Origin of the sequence: Agreia sp. PsM10, assembly GCF_030433855.1 — a bacterium.
Taxonomy (GTDB): domain Bacteria; phylum Actinomycetota; class Actinomycetes; order Actinomycetales; family Microbacteriaceae; genus Agreia.
In genome coordinates this window covers 431024-445448 of the sequence record NZ_JARUXC010000001.1, presented here as the reverse complement: position 1 = coordinate 445448, position 14425 = coordinate 431024, and the positions used below count along the sequence as shown (strand labels likewise).

Annotated in this window: 14 protein-coding genes; 4 read left to right on the top strand and 10 right to left on the bottom strand. The window is 67.7% G+C overall.

Annotated features, from left to right (window positions below; all coding sequences use genetic code 11):
* Positions 1 to 1342, top strand: a 1342-nt coding sequence (locus tag QCD70_RS02105) for an HNH endonuclease signature motif containing protein (protein ID WP_301213473.1), incomplete at its 5' end; no start/stop codon positions are given.
* Positions 1343 to 1453: 111 nt separating this feature from the next.
* On the opposite strand, the gene QCD70_RS02100 is transcribed toward QCD70_RS02105, so the two are convergent.
* The 3 genes from QCD70_RS02100 to recO are packed head-to-tail and all read right to left on the bottom strand — an operon-like array spanning position 1454 to position 3445.
* Positions 1454 to 1855, bottom strand: coding sequence for a hypothetical protein (locus QCD70_RS02100; protein WP_301213471.1), 402 nt, complete (start codon positions 1853 to 1855; stop codon positions 1454 to 1456).
* 28 nt (positions 1856 to 1883) lie between these two features.
* Positions 1884 to 2690, bottom strand: a complete 807-nt coding sequence (locus QCD70_RS02095) for an isoprenyl transferase (RefSeq protein ID WP_301213470.1) — start codon at positions 2688 to 2690, stop codon at positions 1884 to 1886.
* On the bottom strand, positions 2687 to 3445 hold the full coding sequence (recO, locus tag QCD70_RS02090; RefSeq protein WP_301213469.1) for a DNA repair protein RecO: 759 nt from the start codon (positions 3443 to 3445) through the stop codon (positions 2687 to 2689). The genes QCD70_RS02095 and recO overlap by 4 nt, the downstream gene beginning before the upstream one ends.
* 65 nt (positions 3446 to 3510) lie before the next feature.
* Between recO and QCD70_RS02085 the strand changes: the two genes are divergently transcribed.
* Entirely contained in the window at positions 3511 to 4227 is a 717-nt protein-coding gene (locus QCD70_RS02085) for a trimeric intracellular cation channel family protein (protein ID WP_301213468.1), read from the top strand.
* A gap of 18 nt (positions 4228 to 4245) precedes the next feature.
* Here the strand turns inward: QCD70_RS02085 and leuA are convergent, their stop codons facing one another.
* Positions 4246 to 6012 carry a 2-isopropylmalate synthase gene (gene leuA / locus QCD70_RS02080; protein WP_301213467.1) on the bottom strand — a complete coding sequence of 589 codons (1767 nt, stop codon included), beginning with the start codon at positions 6010 to 6012 and terminating at the stop codon, positions 4246 to 4248.
* A 203-nt stretch (positions 6013 to 6215) separates the two neighbouring features.
* On the opposite strand from leuA, the gene QCD70_RS02075 reads away from it, so the two are divergent.
* Positions 6216 to 7118 (top strand): TIGR01777 family oxidoreductase, encoded by a 903-nt coding sequence (locus QCD70_RS02075; RefSeq protein ID WP_301213466.1) that lies wholly within the window; start codon positions 6216 to 6218, stop codon positions 7116 to 7118.
* 109 nt (positions 7119 to 7227) lie between these two features.
* Here QCD70_RS02075 and QCD70_RS02070 read toward each other — a convergent pair whose 3' ends face one another.
* Both QCD70_RS02070 and dapB read right to left on the bottom strand, forming a co-directional pair.
* Complete coding sequence (locus tag QCD70_RS02070) at positions 7228 to 7671, bottom strand: tetratricopeptide repeat protein (protein WP_301213465.1); 444 nt, start codon at positions 7669 to 7671, stop codon at positions 7228 to 7230.
* A 37-nt stretch (positions 7672 to 7708) separates the two neighbouring features.
* Positions 7709 to 8455, bottom strand: a complete 747-nt coding sequence (gene dapB / locus QCD70_RS02065; RefSeq protein WP_301213464.1) for a 4-hydroxy-tetrahydrodipicolinate reductase — start codon at positions 8453 to 8455, stop codon at positions 7709 to 7711.
* A 44-nt stretch (positions 8456 to 8499) separates the two neighbouring features.
* Between dapB and QCD70_RS02060 the strand changes: the two genes are divergently transcribed.
* The gene (locus tag QCD70_RS02060; protein WP_301213462.1) at positions 8500 to 8979 is read left to right on the top strand and encodes a GNAT family N-acetyltransferase; all 480 of its coding nucleotides are present in this window, start codon (positions 8500 to 8502) and stop codon (positions 8977 to 8979) included.
* A gap of 4 nt (positions 8980 to 8983) precedes the next feature.
* Here QCD70_RS02060 and QCD70_RS02055 read toward each other — a convergent pair whose 3' ends face one another.
* The 4 genes from QCD70_RS02055 to QCD70_RS02040 form a co-directional block, all read right to left on the bottom strand.
* A complete protein-coding gene (locus QCD70_RS02055) occupies positions 8984 to 9586 on the bottom strand; it encodes a histidine phosphatase family protein (protein WP_301213461.1) in 603 nt (200 codons plus the stop codon).
* Positions 9583 to 10980 (bottom strand): M16 family metallopeptidase, encoded by a 1398-nt coding sequence (locus QCD70_RS02050; RefSeq protein ID WP_301213460.1) that lies wholly within the window; start codon positions 10978 to 10980, stop codon positions 9583 to 9585. The genes QCD70_RS02055 and QCD70_RS02050 overlap by 4 nt, the downstream gene beginning before the upstream one ends.
* A gap of 16 nt (positions 10981 to 10996) precedes the next feature.
* Entirely contained in the window at positions 10997 to 11929 is a 933-nt protein-coding gene (locus QCD70_RS02045) for an aldo/keto reductase (protein ID WP_301213459.1), read from the bottom strand.
* Positions 11930 to 12025: 96 nt separating this feature from the next.
* Entirely contained in the window at positions 12026 to 14299 is a 2274-nt protein-coding gene (locus tag QCD70_RS02040; RefSeq protein ID WP_055929176.1) for a polyribonucleotide nucleotidyltransferase, read from the bottom strand.
* Positions 14300 to 14425 lie beyond the last annotated feature (126 nt).

Here is a 14425-nt window from a genome sequence, read left to right as displayed (position 1 = left end):
GCGGTCGTCGGTGTCTTTGTCGGGAACGCCGAATCCGAGTTTCTTCCCGGTCGTGGAGGCGGCGTTCTTCGCCGGTCAGGTCGGTGTCGATTCGGCGGCGGTGATCTGCCGCACCCTGTCCGAGGTGGTGAATCGCACCGGCTGGTCGGATGCCACGGATCAGGCGGAACGGCATCTCGTCGCCGCCGCGATGGCCACCATCGCCGACCCCGACTTTGATGCCGACCCCGACTCCGATGCCGCATCCGATCCCGGCCCCGATTCTGATGCCGACGCGGATGCAGGCGTCGACGAGGGCGGCGGTACGGGCGATGGTGATGCGCTGTGGCGGGTACCGAGGCGGTACACGGTCGAGGAGATCGGCCGGCTCGCGATCCGGATCCGGGAACACCTCGATCCCGACGGTGCCGAACCCCGCGACGCGGTGAAACAGTCGCTGCGGGGGTTCAGCTACCCGAAGGTCGGCGCGGACGGCATGGCGAGGGGCCGGTATGCGCTCCCTCCGCTGCAGCTGGGTCTGTTCCTGGCCGCGGTCGACTCGATCCTCAGCCCCCGCACCCCCGACACACCGAATGCAGCACCTCACGCGGCAGACCCAGACGCAACTGATCTCGGTCACACCACTGTCGATAACAACGGGGATCTGGGCGAAACCAAAGACCAACCAGACGGCCCGTCGACGACCGACGACCTCTCTTCGCACGAACCCGCACCACAGGGCGACACGTCAGGCGACCATGCCGTCATCGACGCGCGTACGGCGGAGCAGAAGCTCCTCGACGCGGTCATGACCCTCATCGAGATGGCCGCGACGTCGCCGACCGCGTCGCTGCTGAACGGGGCGGCACCGACCGTGAACGTGCACGTCACCCTCGACGACCTCCAAACCGGGCACGGAGCCGCGTGGATCGACGGCAGCACCGAACCCATCCCCATCAGCACCGTCGACCACCTCCGCTGCCACGGCGGCACCATCACCACCCTCTTCGGCAAGCACGGCGAGATCCTGCACCACGGCAAAACGAAACGTCTCGCCACCCGCAGGCAACGCAGAGCCCTCGCCGCCCGCGACGGCGGATGCGTCATCCCCGGCTGTGCCGCACCACCCTCACGGTGTCAGGCGCACCACGTCACCCCGTGGGTGAGTGAGAACTATCCGCCCGGACGAACCGACATCGATAATTTGGTGTTGCTGTGCCCGTTCCACCACGCCACCATCCACACCTCGGCATGGCAACTCGTCATGATCCACGGCAGACCGCACGTCAAACCACCCAGCTGGCAAGACCCGCACCGAACACCCCGACCCGCCGGACAGCAACGAACAGCCAGACCCTGGTGACCGCGTTGATCAGTGATCCGTTGGAGACCGGCGAATCGGCGACCCTTCGTCGCCGCGTGGTCTACCGGCCTCGCCTGGATCGGGTGGGCCGCCTGGATCGGGTGTGCCGCCTCAGCCGGCCAGCGATACGACGTGACGGGCGTACTGCACGCGACCGAACACATCCGGGGCCGTCGCCGCGCTCGTCACCGGCACATTGCTCTGGTACTGCAGGTGACCGTTGCGCGCTGTCACCTGCACGTATCCGGTCAACCGGGATTCGCGCGCCAGCAGGAAGAGGAGGCTGAGCACGAAGACGAGAAAGAACCCCACGATGGCGAGCACGATGGCCCAGGTCGGAGTCTTCTGCTCCACGCGGGTGAAGTCGGTGACGAAGAACTCCGTACCGGCAAGAGGCACCGTTCCGGCCGGGGTGACGAGCCAACTGCTGGTCACCGCTATCTCGCCGATGACCACCAACGGAGGTTCGGGTTGCGACACCGAGTAAGAGTCAACGCGCGTGAGATCCGACATGCTGTCAGGCTAGCGGGCTTCGCCCGATTCAGCGGGTCGGGGCAGAGGGGGCGTCGACCGCGCCGCCGAACCGACGGGAGCGGCCCGTGTAGTGCTCGATCGCCTGCCACAGGTCGGCCCGGGTGAAGTCGGGCCACAGCCTGTCGAGGAACACCATCTCGGCGTAGGCCGACTGCCAGAGCTGGAAGTTGCTGGTGCGCTGCTCCCCCGAACTGCGCACGAAGAGATCGACGTCGGGCAGGTCGGGCAGGTACAGGTGCTTCTGAATGGTCTTCTCGCTGATGCCGGACGGCTTGAGCCTGCCCGACCGTACCTCCTCGGCGATGGCGGTCACGGCATCCACGATCTCGTTGCGACCGCCGTAGTTGACGCACATACTCAGCGTCATCGTGCTGTTCGACGCCGTGAGCTGTTCTGCGAGCTGCAGGTCTTTGATGACGCTCGCCCAGAGCCTGGGCTTGCGCCCGGCCCACCGGATGCGCACGCCCCACTCGTTGAGCTGGTCGCGGCGACGGTGCAGCACCTCCCGATTGAAGCCCATGAGAAAGCGCACCTCATCGGGCGAACGCTTCCAGTTCTCGGTGGAGAACGCGTAGACGCTGAGGTGCTTGACGCCGATCTGGATGGCGCCGGCCACGACATCGAGCAGCGCCGCCTCACCCGCTCGGTGTCCTTCGACACGGGTGAGGCCCCGCGAATTCGCCCAGCGTCCGTTGCCGTCCATCACGACGGCCACGTGGGCGGGAACCTGGCCTCGCGGAATCTCGGGCGGGTAGACGCCGGTCCAGTCGAGGGGGCGGAATTCGGGAACGTCCGACGCTCGGGATCTGCTCATGACGCGGCCTCCTGACGCCGCTGCTTCTGCGCCGAGCGGTCGACGTGCTCGAGAGAACGCAGACCCCGCTCCAAGTGCCATTGCGTGTAGGCCGAGACGACACCGCTGGCCTTCGAGCGGGATGCCTGGTCTGACGCGTCCGCGCTCGCCCAGTCCCCCGTGAGCAGTGCGCTGAGGAGACCCACGGTCTGCGCGTCGAGCCGCGGAGTGCCGGGAGGAGCCACCGAGTCGCTCACGACTCCTCCGAGCTGCACGACGAAGGCGGAATGGGGACCGGGCTCGCCGGTGACCGCGCAGTCGTGGAAGCTGGGCGCCCAGCCCGCCATCGACAGGGCCCGCAGCAGATAGGAATCGAGAGTGAGGCTCGCGCCGTGCTCGCCGCGGGAGAGCGAGCGCAGCGCCCCGACGAGCAGCAGGTACTGCGGCAGGCCGGCCTCGGCCTCGCTGAGCTTGTCGGCGGTCTCGACCATGGCGCTGGCCGCCGTGTAGCTGGCGTAGTCGGCGGTGATGGCGGCCCCGTACGAGGAGATCGTCTCGGCCTGGGTGACCGTGTCGAGGGACCGGCCCTCGTAGAACTGCACATCGGCGACCATGAACGGCTCGAGACGCGCACCGAACTTCGACCCCGTACGGCGCACTCCGCGCGCGACGGCCCGAACCTTGCCGTGCTGGCGCGTGAGCATGGTGACGATGCGATCCGCCTCACCCAGCTTGTGGGTGCGCAGCACCACACAGTCGTCACGGTAAACAGGCACGATCCATTATCGACCCTCGGCCACGTGAATGCCCGGCGCACGCGCGGTCGTGGTACACCTTGAGGGTGTCAGCAGCCGAGCCCTTCTCCATCCCCCTCTGGGCCGATCTCCTGGCCGTCGGCATCGGCAGCCTGCAGGGCGCCATGTTCGCTTCCCAGTTCAGGGATCGGCGCCTCGACCTGCTCGGCATCGCCATCATCGGCGTGGCGACCGGACTCGGCGGAGGTCTGCTCCGCGACATCTTCCTCGTGGTGCCACTGGTCGCCCTTCACACCAACTGGTACCTGAGCGTCGCCGTGCTCTCGGCGCTGTTCGGCATGCTGCTGGTGCGCCTCTTCGAGAGGCTCGACACCGTGATCACGGTGCTCGACGCCCTCACCATCGGTCTCTTCGGAGCGATCGGTACGACCAAGGCGCTGTCGCTCGGCCTTCCGGTCATCCCGTCGATCTTCGTCGGCGTCGTCTCGGCGGTCGGCGGTTCCGTGGTGCGCGATGTGCTGCTCGCCATGCCGATCGCCCTGATGCACGTGGGATCGCTGTACGCCGTCGCCGCGGGCGCCGGATCGGCCGTGCTGGTCGCATTCTGGGCCGGCGGCATGGACATCACCGTCGCGGCGATCATCTGCGTCATCGTCACGACCGTGGTGCGGCTGCTCGCCGTGCGCTACGGGTGGAGCCTCCCCGAACAGCGCGCCATCCGGCGGATGCCCCGGATCTCCCGCGCCGCCCTGCGGCCGCGCTGGCCCCGACTCCGCCGAACGGCGAAGCCGGGACAGGGCTGACAGCGGCGCCGGGCCCGATCAGACCGCGGCGAGCTCGCGATCAGCGTCAGAGACCCGGATGGCGCGGTTCACGGCGCTGACGACGGCCTTCAGAGACGCCGTCGAGATGTCGGCGTCGATGCCCACACCCCAGAGCCGAGTGCCGTTGACCTGCAGCTCGACATAGGCGGCGGCGAGAGCGTCGCCCGAGGCGCTGAGCGCGTGCTCGACGTAGTCGTAGAGCTTCACCTCGATGCCCTGCTCGGACAGCACGTTCAGGAACGCCGCGATGGGGCCGTTGCCGGACGCCTGCGTGTCGAGGGTCTCGTCGCCGATGCGCAGCTCGACCTGCAGGGAGACGCTGCCGGACATGTCGCTGGCCGTGCGGGTGCGGGTGAGCTCGAAGCGGCCCCACTTCGACTCCGCCAGCTCGGCCGGCGCGGGCAGATACTCGTCCTGGAAGATCTCCCAGATCTGCTCGCTCGTGACCTCGCCGCCCTCGGCGTCGGTCTTCGCCTGCACGACGCCGGAGAACTCGATCTGCAGCTTGCGCGGCAGGTCGAGCGCGTGGTCGTTCTTCAGCAGGTAGGCCACACCGCCCTTGCCCGACTGGGAGTTGACGCGGATGACCGCCTCGTAGCTGCGACCCAGGTCTTTGGGGTCGACGGGCAGATACGGCACGGCCCAGACCAGGTCGTCGACGTCTTTGCCCTGTGCGGCGGCGTCGACGGCCATGGCCTCGAAGCCCTTCTTGATCGCATCCTGGTGGGAGCCGCTGAACGCCGTGTACACCAGGTCGCCGGCCCAGGGGCTGCGCTCCGGGACCTTCAGCTGGTTGCAGTACTCGGCCGTGCGACGGATCTCGTCGAGGTCGGAGAAGTCGATCTGCGGATCGATGCCCTGGGTGAAGAGGTTGATGCCGAGCGCGACCAGGTCGACGTTGCCCGTCCGCTCTCCGTTGCCGAACAGGCATCCCTCGATGCGGTCGGCGCCGGCCAGATAGCCGAGCTCTGCCGCGGCGATGGCCGTTCCCCGGTCGTTGTGGGGGTGCAGCGACAGCACGATGTTCTCGCGGTGGGCGAGTCTGCGGCTCATCCACTCGATCGAGTCGGCGTAGACGTTGGGCGTCGCCATCTCGACGGTGGCCGGCAGGTTGATCATGATCTTGCGGTCTGCGGTCGGTTCGAAGATCTCGATGACCTGGTTGCAGACATCCAGAGCGAACTCGAGCTCGGTGCCCGTGAAGCTCTCGGGCGAGTACTCGTAGTACACGGTCGTCTCGGGGATCGTCTTCTCGTACTGGCGGCACAGGCGGGCGCCGGCCAGGGCGATGTCGATGATGCCCTGCCTGTCGCTGCGGAAGACGACGTCGCGCTGCAGGATCGAGGTGGAGTTGTAGAGGTGCACGATGGCCTGCTTCGCGCCGGCGATCGACTCGTAGGTGCGAGCGATGAGGTGTTCGCGAGCCTGCGTCAGCACCTGGATCGTGACGTCGTCGGGGATGGCGTTCTCTTCGATGAGGCTGCGCACGAAGTCGAAGTCGGTCTGGCTCGCGCTCGGGAACCCGACCTCGATCTCCTTGTAGCCCATGCGCACGAGCAGATCGAACATCACGCGCTTGCGTTCGGGACTCATCGGGTCGATGAGAGCCTGGTTTCCGTCGCGCAGATCGACGGCGCACCAGCGGGGCGCCTCGGTGATGCGCTTCGCAGGCCACGTTCTGTCGGGCAGATCGACGACGATCTGCTCATGAAACGGGCGGTACTTGTGAATCGGCATGGCCGACGCTGATTGATTGTTCTTCACGGTCTGGTTCCTCTTGAGTCTTAGATGGTCAGCCAACGGCGAACTCCGCGACGAGGAAGGCCTGAGACTAGGACTCGTCGCGGCAGCTAAGAAGGAGCAGACCGAACAACATGCTGCAACGGTAGCACCGATTGCCCACGCCGGCGAAGACGTTCAGGGCTGCAGCAGACGAGGCGGTTAGGCTGGAACAAAGGGGAGGCCGTATGCCTGAACAGCAGACCATCGTCATCGCCGGCGCATCCGGCATGATCGGCACCGAACTGACGCGCCAGCTCGAGGCGGCCGGTCACCTGGTGATCCGCCTCGTGCGGCACCCCACCCATCACCCCAGGGAACGCCAGTGGGACCCGGAGGTCTCGTGGCTGAACGTGGCCACCGTCGATGCCGCCGACGTCATCGTGAACCTGTCGGGAGCATCCATCTCGCGACTGCCCTGGACCCTGCCGTACAAGAAGCAGATCCTGTCGTCGCGCATCCAGGCCACGAGCACGATCACGGCGGCGATCGCCAAATCGTCCTCTCCCCCGCACACGCTCGTCAACGGGTCGGCTGTGGGCTTCTACGGCGATCGTCCAGCCGAGATCCTGACCGAGAGCTCGGCGCAGGGCGACGGATTTCTCGCGAAAGTCGTCGAGGCGTGGGAGCGCGCAGCATCCAAGGCCTCGCCGAGCACGCGCGTCGTGATGGCCCGCACCGGTCTTGTGCTCGGCGACGGCGGTGCCCTGAAGCCGCTGGAGATCCTCGCCCGACTCGGCGTGGCCGGTCCGCTCGGCGCCGGCACCCAGATCTGGCCCTGGATCAGCCTCCACGACGAGGCCGCGGCCATCATGCACCTCGCGCTCCAGTCGTCGCTGGTCGGGCCGGTGAATCTCGCGGCACCCCATCCGGTGACGGCCACCGAGCTCTCCGAGACCCTGGCGCGCAAGCTCAACAGACCGTTCTGGCTTCCCGCACCGGGATGGGCCATCAAGGCCGCCCTCGCCGACGCAGGCAAGGAGCTGCTGCTGTCGGATCAGAACGTGTCGTCGCAGCTGCTCGTGGCAGACGGGTTCTCGTTCCGAGACGAGAGCGTCGACCAGGGTCTGAGCGCCGCGCTGTCGAAGTAGCGCGCTGTCGAAGAAGCGCGCTGTCGAAGAAGCGCGCTGTCGAAGAAGCGCGCTGTCGAAGAAGCGCGCTGTCGAAGAAGCACAGGGAGAGCAGCCGGCTCCCGACGGATCAGGCGGACTGTCGGTTCAGGGCGATCGCTCGCCGCAAGGCCGCTCGAGCCCGGCGCCGGTCGCCGCTCGCGTCGTAGGCCAGACCGAGCCTGAACCAGGCGCGCCAGCTCTCGGGTGCGGCATCGACCTCTGCCCGATACCGATCGAACTCGGCGTCGGCGGCCTCCCTGTCGGGGCGACCGCTCGGACGCCTGGGCAGATCGTCCTCTGGCAGGGCATGCTCTGCCGCGAGGTCTTTGACCAGTCGCTCGGTGCGGATGCCGAAGAGGAGTTCGCGCATCAGCGCCCAGGCTGCGATGAGAGGGAAGACGATGAGCGCGACGCCCAATCCGATGGCCACGGGTTCCCCCGTCGCGACGAGGCGCACCGCGCGATCGGCGACGAGCACGAGGTACAGGGCCAGGAGCACGGCCATCGACCACGCGGCGATGCGCCCCTTCATCGGGAGGCCCGGTGGGACAGCACGTCGAACGCCGCGATCATTCGCCCTGTCCCGCCGAGAGGTCGATGAGCCTGTCGAGCCCGACGACCACACCGCGCGCCTCGATGCTCGCGCGCAGGGCGATGGCGATGCCGGCCTCGTATGCGCTCGGAGCCAGGGTCTCGTGACTGATCGTAAGCACCTCGCCCACTCCCCCGAGGATCACGTCCTGCTTGGCCACGACACCCTGCAGGCGGAGACTGTGGATGGGAACGCTGGCGACCTGCTGGCCGCGCGCGCGCTGATCCGTGTGCGGAGCCGAGACGGGACCGAGCGTGCCTCGAGCGGCGGCGACGAGCTCGGCGGTTCTGACCGCCGTGCCCGAGGGTGAGTCGATCTTCGTGGCGTGGTGCGCCTCGACGATCTCGATCGAGTCGAAGAATCGCGCCGCCATGGCGGCGAACGAGGTGGCGAGCACGGACCCGACGGAGAAGTTGGGAATGATGACCACCCCGAGGTCGGGCGTGTCGACCAAGCGCCTCTCGAGCGCCCGGATGCGGTCCGCGGACCACCCCGAGGTGCCCACCAGCACGGGAATGCCATGGGAGACGGCGAACTCGACGATGGTGTGCGACACGGCAGGAATGGTGACGTCGACGGCGAGGTCGGCGCCGAGCATCTCGGACAGGTCGCCCGTCGATCCGATCTGCGCGTGGAGCTCGAAGCCCGGCGTCTCGGTGACGATCTTCGAGACGAGTCGTCCCATGCGGCCGGATGCGCCGACGACGGCGACCTTCGTAGTCATTGAACCAACCTACCAAGTCGCGGCACCTCGCCTAGCCTTGTCCCATGACCATACGAGAGGCGAGAACGGACTCCCCCGAAGCCCACCGGCTGCTCACCGACTACTTCACGTGGAGGGCCGCCGAATTCCCGCCGCTGCAGGGTGCGTACACCGTGGTGTACCCCGATCCGAACGCGTTCCTGGCGCCCGACGGGGTGTTTCTCCTCGCCGGAGACGACCGGGCCGTCGGATGCGGCGGTATCCGCCGGATCGCGCCGGACGAGCAGGGCCGGGTGCGTTTCGAGGTCAAGCATCTCTGGCTGGCGCCGGAGAGTCGGGGACAGGGGGTGGCCGGTGCCCTGATGTCCGAGCTCGAGTCCCGCGCGCGGCAGTTCGGGGCCGAGGTGGTCGTTCTCGACACCCATCACACCCTCACCGACGCCGGCCGGCTGTACTCCAAGCGAGGCTATGAGCGCGTCGAGCAGTACAACGAGAACCCCAACGCCACCGTCTGGTACGCGAAGCAGCTGCCTCCCGCCCGGTAGCGGGTCAGTACGGCTGGGCCTCGGGAAGGCCGGTGCGCAGCTCGACGGGGAGGTGGCCCAGGTCGTTGTGCGTGACGAGTTCCGGAAGCCTGCCGGCCTTGATGTTGATGATCGTGAGGCCGCAATTCGCCTGGTTGACGCCGACCCAGCGCCAATCGGGAGCGCCCATCGCCTCGCGCACGAGCCAGCCGATGACGAAGTTGTGCGTGATGAGCAGGTCGTTCGTCGTCTCACGGGTCGGTGAGAGGAACTCCGAGACGGCGTCGGCCATCTGCGCCCGGCCGGCGTCGACCTGTTCGATCGTCACGGAGTTGAAGAACGGCTGGAACGCGTGCGGCATCTGGGGCGAGTAACCCGTGGGAATGCAGTCGAACAACAGCGCCGTTGACTCGGGCTGGAGCGACGGCAGATGCTCGGCCATGATCGCGGCCGTGTCCTCCGCACGCTGGAGGGGCGAGTGCCAGACGTTCGTGAAGGGCACGCCCCCGAGGCGTTCCGCAATGAGCCGCGCCTGCCGCTGGCCCCGCGGCGACAGGGGGCCGTCGTCCATGCCGTACTCGGCATCCTGTTGCTCGCCGTGCCGCACGAGGTAGAGCGTGCGGCTCACGATGCGGCTCCCGCGAGCGTCGCCTCGAGGCCGTCGAACGCGCCGTCTGCGATGGCTCCGACGGCGGAGATGGAGAGCGGACGGGAGGCGATCTCGCGGGCCAGCTCCTGCACGTCGCTCGGCGTGACCCGGTCGAGCCGTCGCAGGGCCTCGTCGAGATCGACGAACTCGCCCTGGGTGATCTCCGCGCGGCCGAGCCGCGACATCCGCGTGTCGGAGTCTTCGAGCGCCAGCGCTGCGGAACCGGACAGCTGCCCGTGTGCGCGCCGCAGTTCTTCCGCCGTGATCCCGTCGTCGGCGAGCAGGTGGAGCTGGTCGATCATCAGCTCGGCGACCTCGCCGACACGCGCCGGGGTGCAGCCCGCGTTCATGCCGAAGAGTCCGGCGTCGGAGTACGACGGAGCGAACGAGTAGACCGAATAGGCCAGCCCCCGCTTCTCGCGGATCTCCTGGAAGAGCCTCGACGACATGCCTCCGCCGAACACGGAGCCGAGCACGCTGAGCGCGGAGCGGCGCTCGTCGTTCGCCGTGAAACCAGAGGTGCCGACGATGAGGCTCGCCTGCTCGTTCGGGCGCTGAACCACCACGAGAGGAGACCCCCGGCGCACGACGGCTCCCGTCGATTCGCGACGGGCCACAGGATCGGCGGTGCGCTCCAGATCCCATCCCGCGGCGGTGAGCGCCGCCGTGACCCTCGACACGAGCTCGTCGTGATCGACGGCGCCCGCGGCCGTGATGACGAGGTCTTGAGGGCGGTAGTTCTCGAGGTAGTGCTGCCAGACCGCATCACGGGTGACGGCGCGGATGGTCTCGGCGCTGCCTCCCACGGGTCGGCCGAGCGGATGATCCCCCAGGACGGCCTCGAAGAATCGCTCGCCCGCGACGTCGGAGGGGTCGTCGGATGCCTCGGCCAGCTCCTCGAGGATGACGCCGCGTTCCGTCTCGAATTCGCCGTGCTCGATCAGGGAGGACGTGAGCATGTCGGCGATCACGTCGATCGCCATCGGCAGGTCCTGGTCTCGCACCTTGGCGTAGTAGCAGGTGTATTCCTTGCTGGTTGCGGCGTTGTGCTCGCCGCCCACGGCGTCGAAGGCCACGGCGATGTCGAGAGCCGATCTCGTCGGCGTTCCTTTGAACAGCAGGTGCTCGAGAAAATGCGTCGAGCCGAAACGCGAGGGAACGGCGGCCGCCGTGGGCCCCGCCAGCACGCTGCCGCGTTCGTCGCGCGAGCCCACGGCGACCCAGTAGCCGACCGTGGCGCTCTGGGCGCCGGGCATCTTCTCGGTGAGGATGCGCACGCCCGACGGGAGGATCGTGCGGCGGACCAGCGAACCGCCCGAGGCTTCGACGCGGAGTTCAGGCAGGGTCAAGGGCAGAGGCACGGCGGTGTTCATCGCGCCCCAGCCTATGTCACTCCGACGCGCGATCGAGGGTGGCGAGCTGGTGCGGCTGCAGAACGAGATCGATGGATGCCACGAGCTCGGCGACCTGATCGGCCGACGCCGCCCGCACCACGGGTGCGATGACGTTGGGTCTGGAGCGCACCCAGGCCAGGGCGCATGCGCCGAGCGATGCACCCTGCTCCGATGCGACCTGCTCGAGCGCCTTGAGCACCCTGAAGCCAGCCCGACCGAGATGCTGGGCTGCATCGGCGAACATGATGGACTCGGGGACATCGTTGTGGCTGCGGTAGGCGCCGGTCAGGAAGCCGTTCGCGAGGGGCAGCCGCGCGAAGATGCCTATGCCGAGGGTCGACACGGCCGGGAGCAGGTCGTTCTCGACGGGGCGACGGGTCATGAGGCTGTATGGGCTGAACACGGCCCTGAATCGAGGCAGTCCGAGTTCGTCGGCCGCCTTCGTGGCCTGAAGCAGGCGCGCGCCCGAGTACGACGATGCGGAGAGGGCGCGGATCTTGCCACTGTCGATGAGAGCGGCGGCGGCGGTGAGGCTCTCCTCCAGAGGCGTCTGGGGATGATCTCCATCGAACGAGAGCAGATCGATGTGGTCGGTCTGGAGTCGTTCGAGACAGGCGTCGGCCGCCGCTGCGATGCTGTGGGCGCTCAGCCCCGGCGCATCCGGATGGCGACCGATCTTGGTGGCGAGGAACACCTGCGAACGCACGGTGCGCGTACGCACCCAGTTGCCGATCATCACCTCGCTGCGGCCGCCCGCGTAGTGGTCTGCCGTGGAGATCAGGCGACCGCCCGCGTCGTGGAACGCGTCGAGAACGGCGGCCGTGGCCTCGACTCCCGAGGCCCATCCGAAGATGCTGCCGTCGATCGCGAGCCGGAATCGGGCAGGCGGCAGGGCCGCAGAGGTACTGGCGTCGTTGTTCGGCGTCATGAAGGCAGTGTAGTTGGGCCGCAGCCCGGAAGGACGAATGCACGAACGACGAATGCCCGCCCCACCGGAGTGGGACGGGCATTCGTTGACGGGTGACTAGCCTTCGGCCGGAGCCTCGGGGCCCTCGCTGGCGGCAGCGGAGCCCTCGGTGTCTGCGTCGTCGGCGACCACGGGAGCGAGCGACAGCTTTCCGCGGTCGTCGATCTTGGTGATCTCGACCAGGATCTTCTGGCCGACGCCGAGCACGTCTTCGACGTTCTCGACGCGCTTGCCACCGGCGAGCTTGCGGACCTCGCTGATGTGCAGCAGGCCGTCCTTGCCGGGGAGCAGCGAGACGAATGCACCGAACGTCGCGATCTTCACGACGGTTCCGAGGAACTGCTCGCCCACCTCGGGGTTGGTCGGGTTGGCGATCGCATTGACCTGCGCACGCGCAGCCTCGGCGGAGGGACCATCGACGGCGCCGATGTACACGGTGCCGTCTTCCTCGATCGAGATGTCGGCGCCGGTCTCGTCTTGAATCGCGTTGATCGTCTTGCCCTTCGGGCCGATCAGCTCGCCGATCTTGTCGACGGGGATCTGGACGCTGATCACGCGGGGCGCGGTCGGTGCCATCTCGTCGGGCGCGTCGATCGCGGAGTTGATGACGTTCAGAATCGCGGTACGCGCGGCCTTCGCCTGCTTCAGGGCGCCGTCGAGCACGCTCGTGGGCAGACCGTCGAGCTTCGTGTCGAGCTGGATCGCGGTGATGAACTCGCTCGTTCCGGCGACCTTGAAGTCCATGTCGCCGAGCGCGTCTTCTGCACCGAGGATGTCGGTGAGCGCCGCGTAACGGGTCTCTCCGTCGATGGTGTCGGAGACGAGGCCCATGGCGATTCCGGCCACGGGTGCGCGCAGCGGCACACCGGCGTTCAGCAGCGACAGGGTGGAGGCGCAGACGGAGCCCATCGACGTGGATCCGTTGGATCCGAGAGCCTCGGACACCTGGCGGATCGCGTAAGGGAACTCGTCGCGGCTCGGCAGAACCGGCGCGATCGCGCGCTCGGCGAGGAAGCCGTGCCCGATCTCACGACGCTTCGGCGAACCGACACGACCCGTCTCTCCGGTGGAGTATGGCGGGAAGTTGTAGTGGTGCAGGTAGCGCTTCTTCTTGATCGGGCTCAGCGAGTCGATCTGCTGCTCCATCTTGAGCATGTTCAGCGTGGTGACGCCCAGGATCTGGGTCTCACCGCGCTGGAAGATGGCGGATCCGTGCACGCGCGGGATGACCTGCACCTCGGCGTCGAGCGGACGGATGTCGGCCAGGCCGCGACCGTCGATGCGGATGCCCTCGGTGAGGATACGGCCGCGGACGACCGTCTTCGTGACCGACTTGTAGGCGGCGGAGACCATCGGCGGGATGTCGCCGGACAGCTCGCCCGCGGTCACCTTGTCGTTGATCGCCAGCTTGACGCGCTCCTTCAGAGCGTCGTCGGCGTCCTGGCGCTCGGTCTTGTCGGCGATCTGGTAGATCGAGACGAGCTCGTCGTAGGCGAGCTCCGCGACGGCGTCGTATCCGGCCTGGCTGTAGGCGGGGAAGACGGGGTAGTCGCGAACGGCCTTGTTGACCTGCGCGGCGAGCGAGGCCTGGGCGGCGACGAGCTGCTTGAGGAACGGCTTGGCGGCCTCGAGGCCCTGGGCGACGATCTCCTCGTTCGGCTTCGTGGCGCCGGCCTGGATCAGGTTCCAGCTGTTCTCGGTGGCCTCGGCTTCGACCATCATGATCGCGACGTCTTCGTTGCCCTGAGCGTCGGTGACGACACGGCCGGCGACGACGAGGTCGAAGACGGCCTCCTCGAGCTGCGAGTACTTGGGGAAGGCGACCCACTGGTCACCGATGAGCGCGAGGCGCACGCCGGCGATGGGACCCGAGAACGGGATGCCCGAGATCTGGCTCGACGCGGAGGCCGCGTTGATCGCCAGGGTGTCGTAGAACTCGTCGGGCGCGATGCTCAGCACCGTGATGACGACCTGGACCTCGTTGCGGAGGCCGTTGACGAACGACGGGCGCAGGGGGCGGTCGATGAGACGGCAGACCAGGATGGCCTCGGTCGAGGGGCGGCCCTCGCGGCGGAAGAACGATCCGGGGATCTTTCCGGCGGCGTAGCTGCGCTCTTCGACGTCGATGGTGAGCGGGAAGAAGTCGAAGTTGTCCTTCGGGTGCTTTCCGATGCTGGTGGCACTCAGCAGCATGGTTTCCTCGTCGAGGTAGGCCGCGACTGCGCCCTGTGCCTGCTGAGCCAGACGGCCCGCTTCGAAGCGGACCGTGCGGGTGCCGAACTTGCCGTTGTCGAGAACGGCTTCGGCGAACTTGATTTCTGGACCCTCCATATGGGGGTTTCTCCTTTTGTTTTGTCTCCCCCTGCCATGCAGGCCCAGGGGATTCGCGGCCCCGTGTGGGCTCTCGCGATGCGTACAGCGGAGTGGGGTGACAGAGCGACATGGGGGTGCTCGCCG

Coding starts and splice junctions, on each gene's coding strand:
- dapB (WP_301213464.1), bottom strand. CDS start 8,455: ATGACTACGAAGGTCGCCGTCGTCGGCGCATCCGGCCGCATGGGACGA.
- QCD70_RS02075 (WP_301213466.1), top strand. CDS start 6,216: ATGCCTGAACAGCAGACCATCGTCATCGCCGGCGCATCCGGCATGATC.
- QCD70_RS02050 (WP_301213460.1), bottom strand. CDS start 10,980: ATGAACACCGCCGTGCCTCTGCCCTTGACCCTGCCTGAACTCCGCGTC.
- QCD70_RS02060 (WP_301213462.1), top strand. CDS start 8,500: ATGACCATACGAGAGGCGAGAACGGACTCCCCCGAAGCCCACCGGCTG.
- QCD70_RS02095 (WP_301213470.1), bottom strand. CDS start 2,690: ATGAGCAGATCCCGAGCGTCGGACGTTCCCGAATTCCGCCCCCTCGAC.
- QCD70_RS02045 (WP_301213459.1), bottom strand. CDS start 11,929: ATGACGCCGAACAACGACGCCAGTACCTCTGCGGCCCTGCCGCCTGCC.
- QCD70_RS02040 (WP_055929176.1), bottom strand. CDS start 14,299: ATGGAGGGTCCAGAAATCAAGTTCGCCGAAGCCGTTCTCGACAACGGC.
- QCD70_RS02070 (WP_301213465.1), bottom strand. CDS start 7,671: ATGAAGGGGCGCATCGCCGCGTGGTCGATGGCCGTGCTCCTGGCCCTG.
- QCD70_RS02100 (WP_301213471.1), bottom strand. CDS start 1,855: ATGTCGGATCTCACGCGCGTTGACTCTTACTCGGTGTCGCAACCCGAA.